Annotated in this window: 24 protein-coding genes and 1 pseudogene; 12 read left to right on the top strand and 13 right to left on the bottom strand. The window is 53.8% G+C overall.

Features of this window, described 5'->3' with window-relative positions; genetic code table 11:
- Positions 1–124 precede the first annotated feature (124 nt).
- Positions 125–592 carry a nitrate reductase associated protein gene (locus tag SIB73_RS12280; RefSeq protein ID WP_413404731.1) on the top strand — a complete coding sequence of 156 codons (468 nt, stop codon included), beginning with the start codon at positions 125–127 and terminating at the stop codon, positions 590–592.
- On the opposite strand, the gene SIB73_RS12275 is transcribed toward SIB73_RS12280, so the two are convergent.
- Together SIB73_RS12275 and SIB73_RS12270 are read right to left on the bottom strand one after the other, a co-directional pair.
- Positions 573–2801: a molybdopterin oxidoreductase family protein gene (locus tag SIB73_RS12275; protein WP_413404733.1), complete on the bottom strand. Its 2229-nt coding sequence runs from the start codon at positions 2799–2801 to the stop codon at positions 573–575. The genes SIB73_RS12280 and SIB73_RS12275 overlap by 20 nt on opposite strands.
- 79 nt (positions 2802–2880) lie before the next feature.
- Positions 2881–4449, bottom strand: a complete 1569-nt coding sequence (locus tag SIB73_RS12270; RefSeq protein WP_413404735.1) for a NarK family nitrate/nitrite MFS transporter — start codon at positions 4447–4449, stop codon at positions 2881–2883.
- A 256-nt stretch (positions 4450–4705) separates the two neighbouring features.
- Here SIB73_RS12270 and SIB73_RS12265 point away from each other — a divergent pair, with 256 nt between their 5' ends.
- The 3 genes and pseudogenes from SIB73_RS12265 to SIB73_RS12255 all read left to right on the top strand — a co-directional run.
- Positions 4706–5290, top strand: a complete 585-nt coding sequence (locus tag SIB73_RS12265) for a molybdenum cofactor guanylyltransferase (RefSeq protein ID WP_413404737.1) — start codon at positions 4706–4708, stop codon at positions 5288–5290.
- Positions 5287–6330: a GTP 3',8-cyclase MoaA gene (locus SIB73_RS12260; protein ID WP_413404739.1), complete on the top strand. Its 1044-nt coding sequence runs from the start codon at positions 5287–5289 to the stop codon at positions 6328–6330. Before SIB73_RS12265 ends, SIB73_RS12260 begins: the two co-directional genes overlap by 4 nt.
- An 82-nt stretch (positions 6331–6412) precedes the next feature.
- Positions 6413–6502, top strand: a pseudogene (locus tag SIB73_RS12255) (redox protein); the annotation flags it as partial.
- Between the two features lie 317 nt (positions 6503–6819).
- Here SIB73_RS12255 and SIB73_RS12250 read toward each other — a convergent pair.
- Entirely contained in the window at positions 6820–7749 is a 930-nt protein-coding gene (locus SIB73_RS12250) for a DUF5672 family protein (RefSeq protein ID WP_413404741.1), read from the bottom strand.
- Between the two features lie 195 nt (positions 7750–7944).
- Between SIB73_RS12250 and SIB73_RS12245 the strand changes: the two genes are divergently transcribed.
- From SIB73_RS12245 to SIB73_RS12230, 4 genes are all read left to right on the top strand, one after another.
- Positions 7945–9639: a glycosyltransferase family 4 protein gene (locus SIB73_RS12245; protein WP_413406205.1), complete on the top strand. Its 1695-nt coding sequence runs from the start codon at positions 7945–7947 to the stop codon at positions 9637–9639.
- Between the two features lie 97 nt (positions 9640–9736).
- On the top strand, positions 9737–9898 hold the full coding sequence (locus tag SIB73_RS12240; RefSeq protein WP_413404743.1) for a hypothetical protein: 162 nt from the start codon (positions 9737–9739) through the stop codon (positions 9896–9898).
- Positions 9899–9913: 15 nt separating this feature from the next.
- On the top strand, positions 9914–10123 hold the full coding sequence (locus SIB73_RS12235) for a hypothetical protein (RefSeq protein WP_413406207.1): 210 nt from the start codon (positions 9914–9916) through the stop codon (positions 10121–10123).
- An 82-nt stretch (positions 10124–10205) separates the two neighbouring features.
- Positions 10206–10697 carry a redox protein gene (locus tag SIB73_RS12230; RefSeq protein WP_413404745.1) on the top strand — a complete coding sequence of 164 codons (492 nt, stop codon included), beginning with the start codon at positions 10206–10208 and terminating at the stop codon, positions 10695–10697.
- Here the strand turns inward: SIB73_RS12230 and SIB73_RS12225 are convergent.
- From SIB73_RS12225 to SIB73_RS12180, 10 genes are all read right to left on the bottom strand, one after another.
- Positions 10685–11578, bottom strand: coding sequence for a transglutaminase family protein (locus tag SIB73_RS12225; RefSeq protein ID WP_413404747.1), 894 nt, complete (start codon positions 11576–11578; stop codon positions 10685–10687). The two genes, SIB73_RS12230 and SIB73_RS12225, sit on opposite strands and share 13 nt — an antisense overlap.
- The gene (locus tag SIB73_RS12220) at positions 11551–12546 is read right to left on the bottom strand and encodes an alpha-E domain-containing protein (RefSeq protein ID WP_413404749.1); all 996 of its coding nucleotides are present in this window, start codon (positions 12544–12546) and stop codon (positions 11551–11553) included. The genes SIB73_RS12225 and SIB73_RS12220 overlap by 28 nt, the downstream gene beginning before the upstream one ends.
- On the bottom strand, positions 12540–14015 hold the full coding sequence (locus SIB73_RS12215; protein WP_413404751.1) for a circularly permuted type 2 ATP-grasp protein: 1476 nt from the start codon (positions 14013–14015) through the stop codon (positions 12540–12542). Before SIB73_RS12215 ends, SIB73_RS12220 begins: the two co-directional genes overlap by 7 nt.
- Before the next feature lie 98 nt (positions 14016–14113).
- Positions 14114–14329, bottom strand: coding sequence for a hypothetical protein (locus tag SIB73_RS12210; protein WP_413404753.1), 216 nt, complete (start codon positions 14327–14329; stop codon positions 14114–14116).
- Positions 14330–14416: 87 nt separating this feature from the next.
- A complete protein-coding gene (locus SIB73_RS12205; RefSeq protein ID WP_413404755.1) occupies positions 14417–14584 on the bottom strand; it encodes a DUF4278 domain-containing protein in 168 nt (55 codons plus the stop codon).
- Between the two features lie 170 nt (positions 14585–14754).
- Complete coding sequence (locus SIB73_RS12200) at positions 14755–15507, bottom strand: type 1 glutamine amidotransferase (protein WP_413404757.1); 753 nt, start codon at positions 15505–15507, stop codon at positions 14755–14757.
- The gene (gene ureC / locus SIB73_RS12195) at positions 15504–17213 is read right to left on the bottom strand and encodes an urease subunit alpha (RefSeq protein ID WP_413404759.1); all 1710 of its coding nucleotides are present in this window, start codon (positions 17211–17213) and stop codon (positions 15504–15506) included. The genes SIB73_RS12200 and ureC overlap by 4 nt, the downstream gene beginning before the upstream one ends.
- 3 nt (positions 17214–17216) lie before the next feature.
- Positions 17217–17537, bottom strand: coding sequence for an urease subunit beta (locus SIB73_RS12190; RefSeq protein WP_413404761.1), 321 nt, complete (start codon positions 17535–17537; stop codon positions 17217–17219).
- Between the two features lie 10 nt (positions 17538–17547).
- Positions 17548–17850: an urease subunit gamma gene (locus SIB73_RS12185; RefSeq protein ID WP_413404763.1), complete on the bottom strand. Its 303-nt coding sequence runs from the start codon at positions 17848–17850 to the stop codon at positions 17548–17550.
- A gap of 36 nt (positions 17851–17886) precedes the next feature.
- Positions 17887–18813: an urease accessory protein UreD gene (locus SIB73_RS12180; protein WP_413406209.1), complete on the bottom strand. Its 927-nt coding sequence runs from the start codon at positions 18811–18813 to the stop codon at positions 17887–17889.
- Between the two features lie 93 nt (positions 18814–18906).
- On the opposite strand from SIB73_RS12180, the gene ureE reads away from it, so the two are divergent.
- The 4 genes from ureE to urtA all read left to right on the top strand — a co-directional run bounded on the left by ureE (position 18907) and on the right by urtA (position 22113).
- A complete protein-coding gene (ureE, locus tag SIB73_RS12175) occupies positions 18907–19401 on the top strand; it encodes an urease accessory protein UreE (protein WP_413404765.1) in 495 nt (164 codons plus the stop codon).
- The gene (locus SIB73_RS12170; RefSeq protein WP_413404767.1) at positions 19398–20069 is read left to right on the top strand and encodes an urease accessory protein UreF; all 672 of its coding nucleotides are present in this window, start codon (positions 19398–19400) and stop codon (positions 20067–20069) included. Before ureE ends, SIB73_RS12170 begins: the two co-directional genes overlap by 4 nt.
- Positions 20069–20671 carry an urease accessory protein UreG gene (gene ureG / locus SIB73_RS12165; RefSeq protein ID WP_413404769.1) on the top strand — a complete coding sequence of 201 codons (603 nt, stop codon included), beginning with the start codon at positions 20069–20071 and terminating at the stop codon, positions 20669–20671. The genes SIB73_RS12170 and ureG overlap by 1 nt, the downstream gene beginning before the upstream one ends.
- Before the next feature lie 137 nt (positions 20672–20808).
- On the top strand, positions 20809–22113 hold the full coding sequence (urtA, locus tag SIB73_RS12160; protein WP_413404771.1) for an urea ABC transporter substrate-binding protein: 1305 nt from the start codon (positions 20809–20811) through the stop codon (positions 22111–22113).
- Positions 22114–22178: the final 65 nt, after the last annotated feature.

Here is a 22178-nt window from a genome sequence, read left to right as displayed (position 1 = left end):
ACAGAGGGCGAAACGCATTGAAGTGATCAACGTTGTGTTGAGCATCTCTGCTTCGCGCTGCGTCGTTGGTCGTTGTTGCCACTGTTTCCAGCTAGAGATATGCAAACCGTTGTTGTTACTACCAATGCATCCGCAACTGGATCAGTCGCGGCACTGTTTTGCATTTGAACAGGACTTCATCGGCTCCTGGCGATGTATTCCTTTATGTGTTCGCCGCAAACTTGATTTGGCAGGCATCAAGCTCAAGCTCAGTCACTGGTTGGCGATGAGTCATGAGCAGCGCCAGGGCCTGGTCGACTGGGGCGATTCCCCCGAGCACTTGGCGCAGATGCGTGAACATCTGCGCGCCTGCACTGCTGCGATGGCTGATGGCATGGTCAAAGATCTGCCACCTGCAGTGGAGGAGCCATGGCAGCAACCGGCTCAGCTTCCGGCTCAGCTTCTGGATGCGGCTCGACTTCGTGGCATCGTTCTGACGTCTCAGACCTGGATGAAGCTGCGGGAGCTGGATCGCTTCGCCCTCTGCAAGCTGGCGCGTCCTGGCCATGATCATCACAATCTTGATGCCGCGTTCAGCGAAGTGCTGGGGTGAGCATCCTGCGCAGCCTCTCCAGTCGGCCGCTCTGTTGTTCGACCGGTTGCATCACCGAGACGGCAGGGGCAACCACCACTGCTGTTGCCTTGAGCTCAGGTTGTTTGGAGATCGGGCAGGCCTGATCATGCATCAGGGTGTTGGCCTCGCAGGCTTCGGAGTGCGTGAATCCCCAGTGCATCGGCAGAAAGACTGAGCCTTTGCGGATTCGATCGGTCACGCTGACGCGTGCTGTGAGAGTGCCTCGCCTGGAGGTGATCGCTGCCAGGCCCCCGTCTTCGATGGCGAATTGTTCCGCATCACTGGGATGAATCTCCAGGCGGGGTTCCGGGTGCATGCTGTTCAGGCGTTTTACTTTTCCAGTGCGTGTCATCGTGTGCCACTGACCGAGATAGCGACCAACGGTGAGCACCAGTGGATAAATCTCACAGGGTGGTTCCGCCAGGCCCAGCGGAGCATCCGACTGGAACCGGGCACGCCCGTTGGCTGTCGGGAATCGCTTGCCGACGTACAGACGCTTGGCTGCTTGCGTCGGCTCATGGCCGAGGGGGAAAGGCCATTGCTGGGGACCATGCTCGTTCAGCAGCTGGTGGCTAAGCCCTGAAACATCACAGATCCGGCTTGCGGACAGAGCGGCAAATTCGCTGTAGACCTCTGCTGCTGAGGCGTAAGTGAACTGATCGACGAATCCCAGTCGGCGTCCGAGCTCTGCGAAGACCTCCCAATCGGGTCGGCTGTCGCCATGCTGTGGTCTGAACGCCGGGCAGAGCGTCACGCGGCGCTCCGAATTGGTCATGGCTCCAGACTTTTCGCTCCACTGCGATGCAGGCAGCAGCAGGTGGGCGTAGTGAGATGTTTCCGTGTCGGCATAGGCCTCGCTCACCACCACGAGCGGGCAGCGTTCCATGGCTGCCTTGACTCGCTCCAGATCAGGCATGCTGACCAGGGGGTTTGTGGCAGCGACCCACCAGAGATCCAGTTCACCCCGCTCCATGGCTTGCACCTGTTGCCAGGCACTCAGTCCTGGTTCTGCAGCGATGGATCCTGAGGCCAATCCCCAGGCCTGCTCCACTTCGGAGCGATGGTCCGGGTTGGTGACCAGCCTGTAGCCCGGCAGCAGGTGGGCCAGTCCTCCGGCTTCACGGCCACCCATGGCATTGGGCTGGCCTGTCAGTGAAAACGGCCCTGCACCGGGCTTACCGATTTCACCGGTGAGCAGATGCAGATTGATCAGCCCACTCACCACAGCTGTGCCCTCCCTGCGTTGGTTCACGCCCATGGACCAGAGGCTGAGGATGCCTGCTCTGCGGCTCCAGAGCCTGCCAACGTCACGCAGTTCCTGTTCTGTGATCCCGCAGAGCCTGGCGGTCTCTTCCGCTGTCCAGGTATTGATGGTCTTGGCGTAGTCAGAGAACCCTTCGGTCGCGGCATCGATGAAATCGCTGTCGAAGCCGTTGTCTTCAATCACGAGTCGAGCCAGACCGTGGAGCAGGGCGAGATCAGTGCCCGGAGCGATGGCTAGATGATGGTCTGCAATCTTGGCTGTGTCTGTGCAACGAGGGTCCACGACAACGATGGTGAGGCCCTTGGGATCACGTTTTTTGCGTTTGAGCAGGCGCTGGAACAGCACGGGGTGGCATTCGGCCGTGTTTGTTCCGATCAGGAATGCCACGGAACAGTGATCGAGATCCTCGTAGCAACAGGGAGGACCGTCCGAGCCAAGGCTGCGGGTATAGCCGGCCACCGCTGAACTCATGCAAAGGCGGGAATTGGCATCAAAGTTGTTGGTGCCCAGAGCTCCTTTCAAAAGCTTCTGAGCCATGTAGTAGTCCTCGGTGTGGAACTGGCCCGAGCCATACATGGCAATGGCATCTGCACCTTTGCCGCTGAGGGTGCTGCGAATCCGCCCTGTCAGCAGGTCAAAGGCACTTTCCCAGCTGATCGGCTGGAAATCATCATTGAAAGTCGGTCGGTAGAGGGGCTGAGTGAGCCTTCCCTTGGCCAAGGTCTCTCCCACCGTGGCCCCTTTGATGCAGACCTGTCCCAGGTTGGAAGGATGCTGTTTGTTGCCACGCGCAGTCCACATCGGGTTGCCCTCGGCATCCCGTTTCACAGATTTTCCCGCTTCTCCCGGTGGCATCAGTTCCAGACCGCAGCCCACGCCGCAGTAAGGGCACTGACTCTGAATGCTCTTGCAGAGACTGGTCATCAAAGAATCTGATGGAATGCAAGATCCCCGGTGCTTACAGCACAAGGGATCAGTGATCTCAGTCGAGTGTGCTGATGGCTCAGCGAGCCAGGGCAGGAGCTGATGACGCGGGACTTTCGCCTTCATGCAACTCATCGAAGGATCCCTTGGGTTCCTTGAGGAAGAAGAAGCAGAAGAAAGCCACGATCAGGCCTGCGATTCCCAGAATCTGGAAAAACGCACTGTTGGAGGCAGCGATCACCTCAGGGGAAGGATCCTTCCCTCCACCCATCCAGAGCGGCAGCAGGCTGAAAATGGTGAGGTACGTCACGGCGCCAACGTTGCCGTAGGCCCCAACCAGACCTGCCACCTGACCGGTGACGCGTCGCTTCACCAGCGGCACGAGGGCGAATGTTGCGCCTTCCCCTGATTGAACGAAGAAGGAAGCAAGCATGGTGATCACAACAGCAATGAAGATGCCTGTGGAACCGCTGAATGTGCCCGGTTTGATCAGGCTCATCACCAGATAGCCGATGCCGAGGCCGGCTGTGAGAAAGCCCATGGTGTTTTTTCTACTGCCGAGTTTGTCGGAGATCAGACCACCGGCTGGACGAGCGATCAGGTTCACGAAGGCGAAACAGGAGGCCAGGATTCCTGCTGTTGCTTTCGGCAGGTCGAATGTGGTTTCAAAGAACGTTGGCAGCATCGAAACCACAGCCAGTTCGGAACCGAAGTTCACGATGTAGGTGAGTTCGAGGATGGCCACCTGGCGGAACTCATAACGATCTTCCTTGGGATATACCTTGATTCCCATGATCAGATCACGGTTGGTGCGGATGATTCCCCAGGTCTGGAAGATGAACCAGACGAGTACAGCCAGCAGGGCCAGTGGATAAGTTCCAGCGTTCAGGAATCCAACTTTCTGGAGTCTCCAGCAGAGAACACAGAGGATTGCTGCGAAGGGAACATTCATGCCCAGCAATCCCCAGAAATCTCTCATCGACGTGACTTCAAGACCTGCAGTCTTTTCAGGGCGTTGATAGTCCTTTCCGGGAGGGGTGTCGGTGACGTTGAAGAAGTAAATCACGCCATACACGGCCGAGATGATTCCCGTTAATGCAATCGCTCCTCTCCAGTTCAGGGTGGCGCCAGTTGGCAGATCGAATCCACCGGAGAAGGAGAGATAGCCAGCCACTGCAACCAGGCTCAGCGCCGAAAAAGCGGAGCCGAAGTTGCCCCAGCCGCCATAGATGCCCTCTGCCAGGCCGATCTCTTTGGGTGGGAACCATTCGGCCACCATGCGAATCCCGATCACGAAGCCGGCGCCCACGATGGAAAGCAGCAGACGAGCCACCACCAGTTGATTGAAATCCTGTGCGGAGGCAAACAACAGGCAGGGAATCACCGAGAACACCAGCAGGGTGGAATAGGTGAGTCGAGGGCCGAATTTATCCAGCAACATGCCAATCAGCACACGAGCTGGGATGGTGAGCGCAACATTGCAGATTGCAACCGTGCGGATCTGACCAACCGTCAGTCCGAGATCCGCCTTCACTGTTGTGGCCAGTGGCGCCAAATTGAACCAAACGACAAAAGTTAAAAAGAACGCAAACCAGGTGAGATGAAGTGTTCGGTATCTCCCCTGGAATGACCAGAGTTCGCCAAGCATGGGGTTTGTTGGTGTGGAGATTCAAACCCCGGTGTCGAAACGAAGGCACTCAGGATTTCAAAATGCGGCGCTCATGCAGACCGCCGGATAATTGCACCATTTGCCGGTTCCATGAATCGTTGCATCGGTTACAAAATTTCAGCCATGACAGGCCTGTGTCAATTATGTGTTTTCTTGATTCGGATCTTTTTGGTAGTTGTTGTAACTGCAATGTCGTTGGTCTGAGGTGTTACCAAGGCACAAGCTCTTTGGCTCTATGTCTCGTCGTCTTCTGGGCGTTGTTCTTGCCGGTGGTGCCAGTCGACGCATGGGTGCAGACAAGGCTCTGCTCACCCATCCGGACGGATCGAGTTGGCTTGAGGCTCAGGTCCAACTGTTGCGCTCAGTGGGTCTTGAGGTTTGCGTGCTGACGGGTCATGGCCGTCATCATGCGCTGCTCAGTTCCTGCGAAGGTGTGACTGTTCAAGCTGAGCCCTGGCAGCCGGCAGGTCCCCTCTGGGCCTTGAGCTGTGTGCTGCACGATCGTGATGATGAAGCGCTGCTCACGTTGCCTGTGGATATGCCGGGCTTGCGTTCTGAGGCATTGCAGCAGCTCATCCGTTGCTGGAGGCCGCAGCCATCCACGGCGCTTGTTGCCGATGACGGCTCCAGGCTCCAACACCTCTTTGGCATCTATCCATGCGGTGCGCTCTATCGCCAGGCGCTTGATGATGAGCTAACGGAGGTGAAGGCCCGTTGGCGCGGCTGGCTTGCACGCATACCCCATGAAACGGTGAACCTTCCTTCTGATCAGTTGGTCAATGTCAATCGGCCCATTGATCTGGCAGCGTTAACTGGATGATTGCCGGATCTGCCCCCACCGACCAGCGGGCTCGAGCGCTCGGGGTTCTGCGGATGTCGCTCACGGCACGCTGCAATCTGGCTTGTCCTTATTGCTGCCCCGACGCTGTGGATCCCCCAGGCCTGCTCAGCCTCGAGCAACAAGTGCGCCTGATTCGGGCTGCTTCCCGGTTGGGGGTCCACACCCTGCGGCTCACTGGAGGCGAACCGTTACTGAGCGATCGGTTGCTTCCGCTGCTTGAGCAGGTGGCTTTGGGACGTGCCACTCCCGGAGATCCTCTGCAGGGTCTGAGGCAGGTGGCTCTCACCAGCAACGGAGTCTTGCTGACGCAGGAGCGGGCCCGTGCTCTTCGCTCTGCAGGCCTCGAACGGATCACCATCAGTCTTGATGCGGTCGAGGGTGCGGTGGTGGCGCGTATGGCTGGTTTGCGCGGTGGCGAATCCGCTGGAAATCGTCTGATTCAGCAGGTGCTGGGGGGTCTTGAAGCAGCTCGTTCGGCTGGATTTGACCCCGCTGTCGGGGCTTTGAAGCTCAATGCGGTGATCCAGCGCGGCGTGAACGACGATCAGTTGATTCCATTAGCGAGGTTGGCGCGTCAGCAATTGCTGGAGCTGCGTTTGATTGAATACATGGATGTGGGTAATCGCAACGGCTGGGCCATGGAGCAGGTGCTGCCTGCAGCTGTGATGGTTGATCGCATCAGTCGCCAATGGCCGTTGTTGTCACTCGGTCGATCACCTGGTGGTACTGCCCTGCGCTGGCGTTACCGCGATGGCGTCGCTGCCATTGGTGTGATCGCCTCCATCAGTGAGCCGTTCTGCGGAGACTGCAACAGGCTGCGCATCACCGCTGACGGACAAGCCTTCACGTGTCTGTTTGCAGGGCAAGGAACGGATCTGAAACCGGCCATGACCAGTGATCATGACCTGGAGCGAGCGATCTGTACTCTCTGGCAGCGGAGGCAGGATCACTACAGCGAAGAAGGCCGAGCTGCTTCAGGGGCGGCACCTCGCGCGGAAATGGCTTACTTAGGTGGATGAACTGTGATCGGCGCCACTGTTTGAGCGGAAAAGTCTTGGTAAAAGCAGTTCAGTATTCGGGCCATGAATTGGCTCATCGGTGATGTTTAAACTGTTGTCTTATGAGCGATTTCGCGACACCCCTTCCGTGCGTTTTTTCGACGTTACGGTCGAAGCGTCGAATGATCATGACTATTAAAATTGCCACTATTTTTTCAAATATAGTTTATTTATTTTAGTCCAATAGTTGCTCTTTCCCAGAGGAGAGCCGTGTTGAGTGAAAATTATTATATTGCTCAGCACGACTGGCTTTCTTTCCCCGCTCAGGTCGCTATATTGCCCAGTTTTGAAATCATTTTTTGTTGTGTCAGTAGTACTCTATTTGCTGTATTAGTCGAAACAAACGAGCATAACTTGCTGTCGACTCCATTTGATCATTGAGTTGGAGGTTGTATCGATATATTCAGCTAGTTTGCCTTAACTTTGAAGCTGTTAATTTGCCTTTTGACTTTATGTCTTGGGTGTGGATGCTTCGACCATTGCCATAACATGTTTGCAGTGCTCCTCATAAAGAGCAGCACAGTCCCTTGCATCGATGTATCGCCATGCTGCGTGAGCGCCGTATGTGTTCCGGTACTCCGTCTCGCAACAAAAATTTTCTACAATTTCTGGAGGTGCTACAGCACGACCACTTGCGCTGATGTGTTTTGCAAAAAAGATGTCCTCTGCTTCATCTTGCGGAGATTCTTTGGAATGGTTGATACATATATCAGCCATAAGCTCTGGACTCCTAATACTTAGTCCGCCATTTCCGTTGATCAAGCCATCAGGCACGGAGCTGCAATAAATGCGAGATTCTGTGGTAGCTTCGATGCGATTGAGTGTTTCTGAGTATCTTGGAAATGAATGGGAGTCGTAGCGATTCTTCGCCCAGGGAGAACCTACGTAATCATATTTGAAGTAATCAATATCGATAGGTTTAATCAGAAGGGTATCAGTTTGAAATATAAGAGCTTTTGAGTATCCCAGGCGTTGCCAGAAGTCAGCACTTTTCAAAAGTTGGTTGTATCCGTTCCAGCCAAACTCAGAACCTGTTTGCTCCAGGCAGTTGATTTCAACTAAGTTTCCCAGATCCTTGAATAAGGTCTTCATGCCATCCAATGCCTTGGGAGTCGTGTAAAGAGAGACTTTCCATCGTCGTATTCCCATTAACAAAGTATTGAGAACTGTGGCTCTTAATTGAGGCGTCGCCCGTTCATCAATGATGATTGCGCCAATATTTTCTTTTGACCAGGATTTTGAAAGCACATTTATATCCTCGGCTGATTTATTCCGTATCGATTGAACCCATGGTTCGAGAAACTGCATCTGAATGATTTGGCAGTGCGCGTTGAAAGCATTCACGCGATATCGTTCCAGACTTCTTAAGCGTGAGGGCATGGTGAATTTTTCAGCTGATGCTGAATTTTACTTCAATTTAGCTTATGTCATATCAATCCTTCTTTCATGCTAATTCTCAGATTAAATTGATCTCAGGGCCTGGGTGCTGACCTGTTTCGTTGATATAAAAATATTGCAAACTGCAAATTGTGGACGATCTTGCATTGATCACTCATAATTACATTAAGGTTGCCAATGGGTCTTTTGTCTTTAAATCATTTAGCAATTTTTCACCCTCCAGGGAGATTGGTTGATGTCAATAATCCTTTTGGGAAGGATGTCGCCAACGCAGCACTATTTCGAGCATTGGTTCGTTGGGGAGATTTTGCCAGAGTTGATATTCTTAATCAGGCCAAAGTTTGTTCAAATGAACTTCGCAAGGATTTGTATGCTCTTGATCTCCAGGCTACTGATATTTGTTCAGTACCTACCAGTGAGATTGAATCGGTGAAATCGTCGGGGACTGTGCTCCGTGGTCAACCCTATCTCAGCGAGCTTGCCTGGTGGAGAAGATCTCAATGCTCAGATTCTAAATTTAGTCTTACCGGATTAATTCATACGGTTGCGCCAGCTCGGATACGTGAGCGTATCGGTGAGACGCTGTTTGCGCCTGTTCAGCCGTGGGATGCTTTGATCTGCACATCACCTGCAGTTCAGGACAATGTTCGGAATCTTTTTGACATGTATGAAGAATATGTTTTTGAACGTTTTGGAGGTCAATGTATTCAACGTCCTCAATTGCCACTGATTCCCTTGGCTGTTGACCTCCCTGAAGCATCTTCCGATGTGTCGGTAGAGTTTGCATCAAGACTCAGATCAAAATTACAGATTGATTCTGATGATATTGTTGTGTTATGGGTGGGAAGACTTTCCTTTTTTGAAAAGGCGTTTCCTCAGAGTATGTTTCTTGCTGTTGAACAAGCAGCATCGCAGACATCGAAGTCTGTGCATTTTTTAATGGTAGGCTGGTTTCCTCGAGGTGATAATGATTACAAGCTTTATTTAGAAGCTGCTCAAAAATTATCACCCAGCGTAAAAGTTTCGTTTCTCGATGGTAATAAGCCAGAGGTGGTTTCTGCTGCCTGGAATATCGCAGACATCTTTTTGTCTCTCGTTGACAATATTCAAGAGACTTTCGGCTTGACTCCCCTCGAGGCTATGGCTTCCGGGTTGCCAGTTGTTGCAAGCGATTGGGACGGCTACCGGTTGACAATTCGTGATGAAATCGATGGCTTTCTTATTCCCACTTTGTTTCCAGAGTTGCAGGATCTTGGTATTGTGCTGGCTAACAGTCATGCCCTCGAACTAACCACATATCAAAATTATGTTGGCTCTTTGGCTCAGCACACGTCTGTGGATGTGCGTGCTGCTTCTCAAGCGCTTCTTTCTCTAATTGATTCACCATCATTGCGCAAAAGGATGGGTGAAGCTGGCCGTGCCAGGGTCAAGTCTGCTTTTTCCTGGCCTGTGGTTGTCAGTCAGTACAAAGAGTTATTCTCTGAGCTTGAATCATGTCGTCAGCATTATCAGGCTGAACATGATGACGCAGAGCTCAAGTCTGTCAGAGTTCATCCTTCACGCGGGAATCCGTTTGTAGACTTCCTGAGATTCGCCACGGCAAGCCTTGGTGATGATGATTTTGTTCAATGTGGCGTAAAACCAGATCAGTGGGATTTCAATTGGCAACAGCTTCAGGGCGTCAAGCTAAACAGTGCTTACAGCAATTTTCGTTTAAACAAGAAAGAGTTAGATCTTTTGAGGTCACATCTGCAAAGCAAGCAATGTTGTTCTGTCCGTGAAATAAAAGATCTGTTTTTACCGTCTCGAGGGGAACACGTCTTGCTTACGCTCAGCTGGCTTTGTAAGTATGGGCTTTTGTCAATTGTCTAGTAGTGTAATTGTGAATGTAATTCATCAATCTGATACTGAAGGTGCTGGTGGGTCTTGAGACCGCTCGTTTGGGTGGATTTGAACCTGCTGCTGTGCCATGGAGCAGGTTTTGCCTGCAGCCGTAATGGTCGATCGCATCAGCCGCCAATGGCCGTTGTCGTCACTCGGTCGATCACCCGGTGGTACTGTCTTGCGCTGGCGTTATCGCTATGGCGTCGCTGCCATTGGTGTGATCGCCTCAATTACTGAGCCGTTCTGAGGAGATTGCAATCGACTGCGCATCACCGCTGATGGGCAAGCCTTTACTTGTCTTTTTGCAACTCGTGGAACAGATCTGAAACCGGCTCTGACCAGTGACGATGACCTGGAGCGAGAGATCTCTGCCCTCTGGCAGAGGAGGCTCGACCAGTACAGCGAGGAGGGCCGGGGCCAGGCTGCTTTCAGGACGTCACCTCATGCAGAGATGGCTTATCTGGGTGGCTGAACCGTTATCGACGGCACCGTTTCAGTAGAGAAAGCTCGGTAAAAACAGTACAGAGTTCTGGCCTTCATCCGGCCCATCGGTGATGTTCGAACTGTTGTCTTTCGAGCGGTTTCGCGACACGCCTTCCGTGCGTTTTTTCGACGTCACGGTTGAGACGTCTAATGCCCGTGATCTGGTGATTCACTCCGGTCCTGCCGTGAGTCCACCAGATGACCCCGAAACAGGGGCCTGGCAGTTTTATATGCATCCCAATCAGGAAGACAATCTTCTGGCTGCCAGTGGCGGACGTACGTTTTACCTGGTGAATCTTGCCTGGGAGCAGCCGTTTCACATCGTCCGGCTTGAAGGCGGTGGCGATATCCTGCGCATCCCCCCGCGGACCTTTCACCGTTCCATCTCTGATCCGGATGGCTCTGTGGTTTTGAATCAGGCTGTTCGAAAGCCTGGAGTGTCTCTTTTGCAGGAATTTCGCGTGTATAACAGTGCACGGATCCCTTCGCTGATGAACGCAACGACGACTTCGGCAGCGAAACCTCAGCTGCATGGGCTCAGACCCCTGCCTCAAGCGGCTTGAATTAAAGACTGTGCGGTTGTTTCGCTGCTTTCTTCTTCGGCGTTGATCGTCCAACTGAGTTCGCTGGCGGTGTTAGGCGGACCACTGAATGTTCCACTCACCGCTGCCGTGAGCTCAGGTTTCGACGATGTGGCCAACACCACATAGCGTTCGTTGACTTCGCGACCGGCGCTGGGGTCGAATCCCCTCCATCCTGCTCCGGGAAGGTAGACCTCCGCCCAGGCATGCAGGTCGTACTGCTCCGGTGCCGGTTGCTGAAGCTGATAACCGCTCACGAAGCGAGCCGGAAGTCCTGCAACGCGACAGCAGGCCACCATCAACATTGCCAGATCGCGGCAGGAGCCGATGCGTTCCCTCAGTGTGCGGCCTGCCGTCCAGGCAGGACCAACGTGCCGTTGTGTATACATGACGCGCTCCTGAATCAGCTCCAATAAGTGGTTGAGAAAGGCCAGCATCTGCTGGTTGCTACCCATCAGTGCCTCCTGGGTCAGGTCAATGGCAGAGGGTTCGTGCTGGCCATTGGGTAGCCAGCCCTCCAGCGCTCCCAGCAGGTCAACATTCAGTTGGCCACGTGGATAGGGCAGCGGTGGCTCGAGGTCGTTAAAACAGAGTTCCAGAGATGGAGCAGGGCGTGTCTCTACCCGACTTCGGGCTTCGAAACACAACTGATTGGTGCTGCCGACAAAGTTGAGTCGCTGGACCTCATCGCCACTGGCAGTGAGCACCTCACGTTGCAGATGGGGCTCAGGCAACACGATGAGTTCATGGTGCAGCAATGTCTGGAAACCCTGCCCCCGGGGCTTGAGGCAAAGCCTGTGATCGCCGAGATTGACCTGCGCCTCGTAGCGATAGCTCAAGCGGTGAATGATGAAAGAGCGCATGCCGATTCAGATGATGTGCGAGGAAAGTCAGTGCTCATGAAATAGCGCTTTTCGATGAGGCAATGGAGCCGATTGAGGTCCTGCTGCAGTTGATCGATCGCTTCGTGAAGACCGTTTTCGATGAGGTTGTCGATTCGGACGTAGCTCCAGCGGGCAAGCAATTGACCACGCAAACAATCCAGGTCATCCGGTTGTTTCAAGACCGGTTGGGTTTGGATCTGTTGCAACGTGTCGCTGATTCCTTGCAGGCAGAACCGGACCGATCGCGGAAAGATCGGATCGAGCAGCAGGAATTGGGCGACGGATGTTGGTGTGATTCCCTTCTGCATACTTTGTCTGTACATCTGATAAGCCCCGGCGGTGCGTAGCAGGGTGATCCATTGCAGCTCGTCGAGCACTCCTCCGATCTCTTCGGGAATCGGCAACAGCAGGAAGTACTTCACATCGAGGATCCGAGAGGTTTTATCCGCTCGTTCCATGAGTCGTCCCAGCTGGCTGAATAACCAGCTCAGATCGCGACTGAGCGTGGCATCAGTGATGCCATAAAAGATCTGGCAGCCTCGTCGGATGATCCTCAATTGTTCCTGAGGTGGTTCCTCCCAGATCGTTTCGCCTTTCTGCAGGCTCCAGTGAAGATCATTGATCTGCTCCCACATCTCCGTGGTGATGACGTCGCGGATCTGCCGTGCGTTCTCGCGAGCCATCGCGATGCAGCTCACAATGCTGTTGCGGTTGTCCTGATCCAGGAGCAGGAAGTGGATGACATCCTTGGATGATCCAGATGGATAAGCCTTGTCGAAACTGCGGCGGTCGCCGGTGGCATCCACCAAAGGCAGCCACGGCTCGGCACTGCCTGGAGGGCAGTCGAGAGCCATCGCTTCGCTGACCTCGAGAAAGCGCGAGATGTTTTCTGCTCGTTCCAGATAGCGATTGATCCAGTAGAGGGAATCGGCGACCCGGCTCAGCACAGGACGGCATCCCTTTTCTGCTCCGTTGTGACCCGCTGTTCATCCAGAATCCAGGTGTCCTTGCAGCCGCCACCCTGGGAGGAATTCACCACCAGGGATCCTCGCTTTAGGGCAACACGGGTGAGTCCACCTGGGCTGACCCAATTGCTTTTTCCACGCAGCACGTAAGGGCGAAGATCCACATGACATGGGTAAAGCTCCCCCTCGCTGAGCGATGGCACGGTTGAGAGCTGAAGCGTTGGCTGGGCGATGAAGTTGCGTGGATTATCCCTGATCTTCGAATCGAAGTCGGCCAATTCTGATCTGCTTGCCTGCGGTCCGATCAGCATCCCGTAGCCCCCTGCTTCGGCAACGGATTTCACCACTAGATGTTCAAGGTTGTCGAGGACGAACTGGCGATCCTCTGACCGTGCGCACAGATAGGTGTGAACGTTCTCGATGACTGGCTCCTCACCGAGGTAGTAGCGAATCATTGCCGGCACATGGGCATAGATGAGCTTGTCATCGGCAACTCCTGTTCCCGGTGCATTGGCGATGGAGACCCTGCCCTGACGCAGCACATCCATGAGGCCGGAGACTCCCAGCATGGAGTCTTTGCGAAAAACAGTTGGATCGAGGAAGTCGTCGTCGATGCGGCGATAGATCACATCCACTCGCGTGCGACCGTTCGTGCTGCGCATCCAAACACTATTGTCCTCGCAGATCAGATCCCGTCCTTCGACTAATGGGATGCCCATTTGCTGGGCCAGGTAGCTGTGCTCGAAGTAAGCACTGTTCAAAACCCCTGGAGTCAGGATCACAACCTGTGGTGAATCGCTCCAGGGAGCCAGGTCCTGGAGGGTTCGAAATAGGTGGGAGGGGTAATCGTCAATGGGCTTCACGGTGCGCCCCTCGAACAGGCTTGGGAAAAGGCGTTTCATGACCCGTCTGTTTTCCAGGAAGTAGGCCACGCCTGATGGACAGCGCAGATTGTCTTCCAGCACACGCCAGTGGCCGTTGCCATCGCGAATCAGGTCCAGGCCTGAGATGTGGCACCAACGATTGAACGGCAGTTCAATCCCTTGCATTTGTGGGAGCCAGCCTGATGAACTCTCTACGTCCTCGCGGTCGACGATGCAATCACGAATGATCAGCTGTGAGCCATAGACGTCGGCGAGAAAACAGTCGATTGCCTCCAGTCGCTGCAGCAGTCCCTGCTCCAGGGTCTTCCACTCGCTCAGGGCAATCAGTCGAGGCAGGGGGTCGAATGGAAGAATTCGTTCGCTTCCCTCCTGGCCAGAGTCATTGAGGCGAAATGTGGCTCCAAGCCTGCGCAGCAAGTGACTTGCAGAGGCATGGTTGCGTTTCAGTTCCGGCAGTCCGATCTGTCCCAGTGAACTGAGCAGCGGGGCCAGACTTTTGCGGGGACGTGCTGTACCACTGCAGAAATATTCGTCGTAGCCGACCGAGGGTCTGTAGTCGGTGAACATCCCTTAAAGGCGGGTTTACTTCATCCAAGAGCTCGCACCAGCCAGGTCTTGTGACTGTTGCTACGGATCCATGTCGAGGGTGGTCTGATTTAAAAAAATCAGCAATATTGTGTAGTGCTCGGTACGAAATTTCCTGGTTTGGATTCGATCAGCAGAGCAACGACAGCTGCTGAAAAGTTTTTAGTTGTTGGAGTAAAAAGAGGGCTGATTGGCAGGCAGCCGCAGCCGGAAAATCTCATTCTGTTTGTTTTTTCAGCTGGAAAATTCTCTGGAGCTTGAAAGGCATCAGTTGCAAGCCTTGTCCAGTCGCCCATTGAGCCAACACAGCTCTGTATGTGTTTGAAACAAAGCTGTGAAGCACTCGGCTTTCACTCTTTAATCGAACAAAAAGAGTCGATCAATCAGTGGGTGTATGCCACGCCCCTGTATTTCAGCTGGACCACCATGGGGCGAACTTCTGCCTGGCGAGTCTGATAAGCCTGCCGGCGATAAGTGAGCTGTGCAGCTGGTTTTGTTGCACACTCTTTGTGCTGGTCGTAGGTGTGGCCTCGATAAAGAAGCGTGCTCATAATTTCAGTTCTCCGAAGCAAGCTCAGGTCCCCGTTCCATGGCCTGAGTCATACTGCGCTTCACCCAAGGATGAAGTGAACGTTGTGTAGCAGTCACTACACAATGATTGTGATTGATTGGATTCTTGTTCTGGTGTTCAGACTGATACCACTTTCGAAAAGTTTTGGATTCAGTGGTTGCTGTTTTGTAGCTGCCTGAACACATTGGTGATCAATTGCGTTCCATTCTTTTGCAGAAGCCCGCCGAATCGGTTCCAGTCGCGGCGTAGCTGATGGGCTCCGTTTTTTCCGATTGCGCTAACGATGTAAGCGGCGTCGGCCTGAATCCACCGCTCCAGGTTCGGTCCTGAAATTTCGAGATGGCACTGAAGGCCAACGGCATGTTGATCGATTTTGAACACCTGCTCTGGGCAGTGCAATGACGATCCAAGCAAGGTGGCGTCATTGGGGAGTCGGATCCGGTCGCCATGCCAGTGCAGGACCAGTGCACTGGGATCAAGGCCATGGAGCAGCGGTTCTTCGCTGGGGTTGACCTGCCAGTGGATGGCTCCAATGCCCAGTTCCTTCAGTGGTGCAGATGGTTCTCCCACGCTGAGCGGCTCCACCGATCCTCCTGCCGCCACGGCCAGCAGCTGGGCCCCCAGGCAGATTCCCAACACTGGTTTTTTCTGTTGATGCCAGCTCGACAACCATTCCAGTTCATGCTGAAGCCAATCCATCTGCGGCTCGTTGCGCTGGTTCACCCCCATCGGTCCTCCAAGCAACACAGCAATGGTGTCTGGAGTGCTGGCCGGGTCGGGTAGTTGCTCTCCGAGATCTGGACGGATCGTCTGGATGTTCATTTCCCGTTGGATCGCCAGTTCACCGATCAGATCAGGACCCTCGTGATCAACGTGTTGAATCACCAGCAGGGAGTGATTCACAGCAGGAGGTAGCGCTGGGAGAGTGGCAGCACGTCGGCTGGCTCACAGCTGAGCAGCTTGTCATCAGCGAACACCTCGTAGGTCTGAGGGTCGACGCTCATCTTCGGCAGGGCGGAGTTGAGCTTCAGGGAGCTTTTGTTGACTTCGCGGGTGTCCGTCACCGCCATACAGGTTCGTTCAAGCCCTAACTGTCGTTGTAGATCGGCATCCATCGCAGCAGCGCTCATGAAGGTGAGGCAACTGGGTGCAAGCGCTTTACCAAAAGCGCCGAACATCGGGCGGCCGTGCACTGGCCCCGGGGTGGGAATTGAAGCGTTGGCATCACCCATCTGAGCCCAGACAATCGAACCGCCCTTGATCACCAGCTCAGGTCGGATGCCGAAGAAGCCTGGCTTCCAAAGCACCAGATCAGCAAGCTTGCCGGTTTCAATGGATCCCACTTCGCTGCTGATGCCATGGGCGAGTGCAGGATTGATGGTCACCTTGGCGATGTATCGCTTCAGTCGATGGTTGTCGTTGCGGTCGGTGTCTTCTGGCAGCGGGCCGCGCTGCACCTTCATCTTGTGAGCTGTCTGGAAGGTTCGGGTGATCACCTCGCCGACACGACCCATGGCCTGGGAATCACTGGCAATGATGGAGAAGGCACCAAGGTCGTGAAGAATGTCCTCTGCCGCAATGGTTTCGCGTCGGATCCGTGACTCGGCAAAGGCCACGTCTTCGGGAATCCTCGGGTCCAGATGGTGGCAGACCATCAGCATGTCGAGGTGTTCCTCGAGCGTGTTGGTGGTGTACGGCCGGGTGGGGTTGGTGCTACTGGGCAGCACATTGGTTTCCCCGCAGATTTTGATGATGTCAGGGGCGTGACCGCCACCTGCGCCCTCGGTATGGAAGGTATGAATCGTTCGGCCCTTGATGGCGGCAATCGTGTCTTCAACGAAACCGGCCTCGTTCAGCGTGTCGGTGTGGATGCAGACCTGCACATCCATCCGGTCGGCCACTGAAAGGCAGGCATCGATCGAGGCCGGTGTGGTGCCCCAGTCTTCATGCAGCTTGAGACCGCAGGCTCCCGCGCGCACCTGCTCTTCCAGTGCTTCGGGAGTGCTGGCATTGCCCTTGCCGAAGAATCCCAAGTTCACGGGAAGCCCTTCGGCGGCCTGAAGCATCCTGCCGATGTGGAACGCCCCTGGGGTGCATGTGGTGGCGTTGGTGCCGGTTGCCGGACCCGTACCTCCGCCCATGAGGGTGGTAACGCCGCTGGCCAGCGCCGTCTCAATCTGCTGGGGGCAGATGAAGTGGATATGGGTGTCGATGCCACCTGCCGTAAGGATGTGGCCCTCGCCTGCAATCGCTTCGGTGCCGGGACCCACCACGATTGTTACTCCCTCCTGTGTGTCGGGATTACCGGCTTTGCCGATACCAACGATGCGGCCGTCTCTGAGACCCACATCGGCCTTGATGATTCCCCACCAGTCGAGGATCACGGCGTTGGTGATCACCGTGTCAACGGCTCCTTTGGCCCGCGATGTTTGTGATTGACCCATCCCGTCTCGGATGACCTTGCCGCCGCCGAACTTCACCTCATCGCCATAGACGGTGTAATCCTTTTCCACCTCCAGGATCAGATCCGTGTCTGCAAGACGCAGGCGGTCTCCGGTTGTGGGGCCGTAGGTTTCGGCGTAGGCCTGTCGGGAAATTCGGTATGGCATGGATCAGGCGTCAAGGGGGCCATTGATGAGACCGTTGAAACCAATCACCCGACGGGCACCGGCCAACGGAATCAGGTTGACGTCGCGACTGTCTCCCGGCTCAAAACGGATTGCCGTTCCGGCAGGGATGTCGAGTCGCTGGCCACGGGCGGCGGCTCGGTCGAACTGGAGGGCTGCATTGGCTTCTGCAAAGTGGAAATGAGATCCCACCTGAACAGGCCGATCGCCACCGTTAGCCACGCTGATGGTCGTGGTGGGGCGGCCTGTGTTGAGTTCGATTTCGCCTGGTTCTGAGAGCAGTTCGCCAGGAATCAAAGGTGTCATAGGTCAGTTTTCAGCGGATCGGGTCGTGAAGCGTGACGAGCTTGGTGCCATCGGGGAACACAGCTTCGATTTGCACTTCCTGCACTAATTCGGCGACCCCTTCCATGACCTGATCGCGTCGCAACCATGTGGTGCCTGCTTGCATGAGCTCGGCCACAGTTTGTCCATCGCGTGCCCCTTCGAGGATCAGAAAACTGAGCCAGGCCACCGCTTCAGGATGATTGAGATGGAGGCCACGCTTGAGGCGTCGCTCGGCCAGCAGTGCTGCGGTCACGATCAGGAGTTTGTCTTTTTCCTGGGGACTGAGTTGCATTGGAAGCTTTGGTCCAATTCAGTGTGTCGCTGTTGGTCAGGACGCAAGGTTCGTAGTGAACAGTGATCCCTGCAACGGCTGTTCCTGTAGAGGCCAGACTCTTGGAATTCTTGGTGCTTTTAGGTTTCTCAAAAGACGGGTGTGTCTCCAAATGCGGCTGAACCAGTAACGGGCGTCTCTGCTTGATGGACCCACATAGCGGGCGACGAATCCCTGTTGGAGTGCACCACAGCGCATCTTTCCTTCGAGTCCCTTGCGATCATCATGCGCGCCATCGACTAACGCCTTGATGGTGTCGCCTTGCATCGGCATTGGTGCGGCCCAAACCAAAGATCCGAAGACTGGTTGGTGGTGCAGGCCATGCAGAGCGTCAAGGCTGGCATCTGCCAGCTCGATTCTGTCCACCAGTTCCCAGCGCTTTGGAGCTGACCTGTTTTCGCTTAGCCGTTGGATGCTCAAAGCAGAACGCCAGCGGCCTTGTTGCAGTGTTTCGCCAGCTGCCGTTCGGCCAAGACGAACAATTTCGGCCCCAAGGAATGAGGCGTTTTCTGGTAAGCGCACTGTGAGTTCTTGTTCATAGAGCGCGTCGGCATAGACCACGAGTTCCTGTGGCAGCCATTCCAAATCGCTGTTGCTGCTGAGTTGGCAGTTCACGTATTGCTCTACCCAGGAGCCTTTCGGACTAAGACGGCTGCGGCCGATGGAGCCATAGACCTTTTGGGCCGCAACGCTGGTGATCAGGCTGCGGCAGTTGGTTCCGAGATCAAGTTCGATGTTGAGTCTGTCTCCGCCCACCAGTCCGCCAGCAGTGTGCAGAAGCGGAATCTCACGGCGTCCGTTATCACCGTTTTCGGCACGCAGCAATTTGAAGGGAGCACTACAGCCGCCTTGGTGGATGGTGCGATCACCTTGCTGCAAAAACTGCAGTCTGCAGTGACCTTGCCAAGGATCGAGGCGTTTCATCACACCAAGGTCGATGGCGGCCACCGATCACTCTGTAGCAAAACACACGAAAAGAAGGCTTCGGTCTTGGGCAGGCTCTGGATCAGTTTGGGCATGGTGGTGGTTGAACATGTGATCCTTCTGGAGCACCGCAACAGCGTTGAAGGTTGTTGTGGTGTGAGACCTGCGAAGCGGATGCAATTGCCCCTAACAGCGGCGGAACGCAAGGTGTTCCGTGTTCTTCGCCGTACGCGTTGTGGACATGCGGTGTTGCTTCATCTACCTCGTGATGGAGCTTTGCAGCCTGGTGATCATCTTTTCGACCGGGAGTTCACCTTTCAAATTGATGTGATGGCGGCATTTGAACCTCTGTTGTCTGTTCGTGCTGACACCCCGCTCCAGCTGATGCAGGCCGCTTATCACTTGGGAAATCGACATGTGGCGCTTGAGCTGCATGCACGGGAGTTTTTTCTGCCTGAAGATGCTGTTCTGGCCTCAATGTTGAGGAGCCGTGGGCTTACGGTGACTTCCTGTGAAAAGCCTTTTCTCCCTGAGTGCGGTGCCTATGAGGCTGGTCATGCGCATGGTCATGGAAGCCCTTCGGCATGACATCGCTTGATTTGCTCCAACTGGTCAGTCCTGCTTTGCCAGTTGGGGCGTTTAGTTACTCAGAGGGTTTGGAGGCTTTGATTCAGAGCTGTGAGCTGACTGACGAGGAGGGAATTGAGCAGTGGTTGATTGCTGAACTCCAGCAGGGAAATTTGCGTTTTGAGGCGGCAGCACTTCCACAACTAGTTGCTGATTTGAGGCGTTGGAAGGTCAACAAAGACTCTATGGCAAGGTGTCGGTTGATCGAGCTTGATAGCTGGCTGCTGGCAAACCGTGAAGCTGCCGAGGTGCGGGAACAGCAGTGTCAGATGGGGGGTGCGCTGCTTCAGCTTCTTGTCGAAATGAATCATCCCTTGCCAGAGCAGATATCACTGAGTTGGCCAGCGGCCTGGGCTTGGGCCTCAACGTCATTGCAGGTTCCAGAGAGAGACATGGTTGTGGGGTACCTCTACGCTTGGGTTGCCAATCAACTCAGTGCAGCAGTACGCCTAGTGCCTTTGGGCCCAACTCGCGCTCAAGTTCTTCAACAGCGTATGAAACCCAGGATTATTACTGCGGCTGAATGTTTGTCAGGCATGACTGTGTCGGAGTTGTGGTCCAGTGGTGTGGGCGCTTCTATGGCACAACTTGCGCATCGAGAGCTTTATTCCCGCTTATTTCGAAGTTGATGACTAGCAAGTTACGCGTTGGTATCGCTGGTCCTGTTGGCTCTGGTAAGACGGCATTGGTTGAAGCTCTCTGCTTGCGATTGCGAGAGCAACTTGAGTTGGCTGTGGTCACCAACGACATTTTTACCCAGGAGGATGCTCAGTTTTTGACTCGGGTAGGTGCTTTGGCACCAGAGCGTATACGCGGTGTGGAGACCGGTGGTTGCCCTCACACGGCCATCCGTGAAGATTGTTCAATCAATCGGGCGGCTGTGAATGAACTGGAGAACCAGTTCAGCGGCTTGGATTTGGTTTTTGTTGAAAGTGGTGGTGACAATCTTGCCGCCAGTTTCAGTCCTGAGCTGGTTGACCTCTGCATTTATGTGATTGATGTTGCAGCTGGCGATAAGATCCCTCGCAAAGGAGGTCCGGGAATCACAAGATCGGATTTTTTGGTGATTAACAAGACTGATCTTGCTCCTCACGTGGGTGCGAGCCTTGAAGTGATGGCACGCGACACAATTACGATGCGTAATGGTCGTCCATGGTGTTTTACCAATCTGCGTTCGGGTGACGGTCTAAACACAATCGAACAGTTTTTGTTGCAACAAATACCAAATTGATGTTACAACAGCTACCTTGCTAATTTTTACTCAGTCTGTGGAAAAGAAAATGTAGCAGCAGTCACAAATACTATTTAGGCAAGCGTTCATGGTTAGAAAGCTGACATGGTCGGCGCTAATCATTTAGTAAACGTGCAATGAATTTCTCGCTTTCAAAGCGCATCTTCGCCGGCCTTGCTGCCTCTGCTGTGGGTGTATCAGTCACAGCTTGCGGTGGCGGTGGAGGCGGAAGTAATACAGCTGGTAATTTTGATGGAGACATCAAAGTAGGTATTCTCCACTCCTTGAGTGGGACTATGGCCATCTCTGAAACCACATTGAAAGAAACTGAGGAGATGGCCATCAAAGAGATTAATGAAGCTGGAGGTGTGAAAATCGATGGCAAAAGTTACCGAATTGTGAGTACCTCTGAAGATGGTGCTTCTGATTGGCCAACATTTGCCGAGAAGTCTCAGAAACTGATTGATGCAGACGGTGTAGCTGTTGTCTTTGGTGGATGGACTTCCGCAAGTCGTAAAGCCATGCTTCCTGTCTATGAAGCAAAAGATCATTTCCTCTTCTATCCAATCCAATACGAAGGTCAAGAATGCTCCAAAAATATTTTCTATACCGGAGCAGTACCAAATCAACAAGCCGAACCAGCAGTTGACTGGCTTTTTGAGACTTTTGGCGACAAATATGGCAAGAAGGTCTACTTGGTAGGCTCTGATTATGTTTATCCAAGAACAGCTAACACCATTATTAAAGAACAGGTCAAGAGTCTCGGTGGCGAAACTGTTGGTGAGGATTACATACCCCTTGGTAATACTGAGGTTGCTCCTATTATTGCCAAGATCAAAAAGGAGTTTCCGGACGGGGGAATCATCATTAATACTCTAAATGGTGATTCTAACGTTGCCTTGTTTAAGCAATTCAAGGCCGCGGGAATCACGCCTGACAAATATCCAATCATGTCTTTCTCTATTGCTGAGGAAGAAATACGCCAGATTGGACCTGAGTATGTTGGTGGAACTTATGCCGCCTGGAACTATTTTATGTCCCTTGGGACTGAGGCTGCTAACAATTTCAACGAAGCTTTCCTGGCGGAATATGGTGACGATCGAGTCACTAATGATCCCATGGAGTCTGCCTATAACATGGTTTATCTATGGAAGGCTGCAGTTGAAAAAGCAGGAACTTATGAGGATCTTGACGCTGTCAGGACTGCATTGATTGGCATCAAACTTGATGCTCCCCAAGGACCGATTGAGATGTATCCAAATCACCACATTTCCCAAACAGTCCGAATTGGTGAAGCTCAAGACGATGGTCAATTCAAGATTCTTTGGGATAGCAAGACACCAGTCGCTCCAATTACCTGGAATCAATATGTTCCGGAGACAAAGGGTTACAAGTGTGACTGGACTCTTGATCGTGCTGACGCTGGCAAGTTCAAGATGTAACTATTACGTCTGAAATGATTTCTTAGATGGGCAACAATTATTTGAGGCCCATCTTTTTTTATATA

Source organism: Synechococcus sp. MIT S9509, from assembly GCF_047303035.1.
Lineage (GTDB): Bacteria > Cyanobacteriota > Cyanobacteriia > PCC-6307 > Cyanobiaceae > Synechococcus_C.
Note: the sequence above shows the minus strand (reverse complement) of the source record. Positions and strands in the feature narration are given on the sequence as shown.

What these genes read in the sequence shown, in the direction of transcription:
- SIB73_RS12215 (WP_413404751.1), bottom strand. Translation starts at nt 14,015, where the DNA reads ATGTTCACCGACTACAGACCCTCGGTCGGCTACGACGAATATTTCTGC.
- SIB73_RS12170 (WP_413404767.1), top strand. Translation starts at nt 19,398, where the DNA reads ATGACATCGCTTGATTTGCTCCAACTGGTCAGTCCTGCTTTGCCAGTT.
- SIB73_RS12210 (WP_413404753.1), bottom strand. Translation starts at nt 14,329, where the DNA reads ATGGGCGACTGGACAAGGCTTGCAACTGATGCCTTTCAAGCTCCAGAG.
- SIB73_RS12240 (WP_413404743.1), top strand. Translation starts at nt 9,737, where the DNA reads ATGGAGCAGGTTTTGCCTGCAGCCGTAATGGTCGATCGCATCAGCCGC.
- SIB73_RS12230 (WP_413404745.1), top strand. Translation starts at nt 10,206, where the DNA reads ATGTTCGAACTGTTGTCTTTCGAGCGGTTTCGCGACACGCCTTCCGTG.
- SIB73_RS12245 (WP_413406205.1), top strand. Translation starts at nt 7,945, where the DNA reads ATGGGTCTTTTGTCTTTAAATCATTTAGCAATTTTTCACCCTCCAGGG.
- SIB73_RS12180 (WP_413406209.1), bottom strand. Translation starts at nt 18,813, where the DNA reads ATGAAACGCCTCGATCCTTGGCAAGGTCACTGCAGACTGCAGTTTTTG.
- SIB73_RS12250 (WP_413404741.1), bottom strand. Translation starts at nt 7,749, where the DNA reads ATGCCCTCACGCTTAAGAAGTCTGGAACGATATCGCGTGAATGCTTTC.
- SIB73_RS12205 (WP_413404755.1), bottom strand. Translation starts at nt 14,584, where the DNA reads ATGAGCACGCTTCTTTATCGAGGCCACACCTACGACCAGCACAAAGAG.
- SIB73_RS12225 (WP_413404747.1), bottom strand. Translation starts at nt 11,578, where the DNA reads ATGCGCTCTTTCATCATTCACCGCTTGAGCTATCGCTACGAGGCGCAG.
- ureC (WP_413404759.1), bottom strand. Translation starts at nt 17,213, where the DNA reads ATGCCATACCGAATTTCCCGACAGGCCTACGCCGAAACCTACGGCCCC.
- SIB73_RS12265 (WP_413404737.1), top strand. Translation starts at nt 4,706, where the DNA reads ATGTCTCGTCGTCTTCTGGGCGTTGTTCTTGCCGGTGGTGCCAGTCGA.
- SIB73_RS12190 (WP_413404761.1), bottom strand. Translation starts at nt 17,537, where the DNA reads ATGACACCTTTGATTCCTGGCGAACTGCTCTCAGAACCAGGCGAAATC.
- urtA (WP_413404771.1), top strand. Translation starts at nt 20,809, where the DNA reads ATGAATTTCTCGCTTTCAAAGCGCATCTTCGCCGGCCTTGCTGCCTCT.
- SIB73_RS12260 (WP_413404739.1), top strand. Translation starts at nt 5,287, where the DNA reads ATGATTGCCGGATCTGCCCCCACCGACCAGCGGGCTCGAGCGCTCGGG.
- SIB73_RS12185 (WP_413404763.1), bottom strand. Translation starts at nt 17,850, where the DNA reads ATGCAACTCAGTCCCCAGGAAAAAGACAAACTCCTGATCGTGACCGCA.
- SIB73_RS12280 (WP_413404731.1), top strand. Translation starts at nt 125, where the DNA reads ATGCATCCGCAACTGGATCAGTCGCGGCACTGTTTTGCATTTGAACAG.
- SIB73_RS12275 (WP_413404733.1), bottom strand. Translation starts at nt 2,801, where the DNA reads ATGACCAGTCTCTGCAAGAGCATTCAGAGTCAGTGCCCTTACTGCGGC.
- ureE (WP_413404765.1), top strand. Translation starts at nt 18,907, where the DNA reads ATGGTGGTGGTTGAACATGTGATCCTTCTGGAGCACCGCAACAGCGTT.
- SIB73_RS12270 (WP_413404735.1), bottom strand. Translation starts at nt 4,449, where the DNA reads ATGCTTGGCGAACTCTGGTCATTCCAGGGGAGATACCGAACACTTCAT.
- ureG (WP_413404769.1), top strand. Translation starts at nt 20,069, where the DNA reads ATGACTAGCAAGTTACGCGTTGGTATCGCTGGTCCTGTTGGCTCTGGT.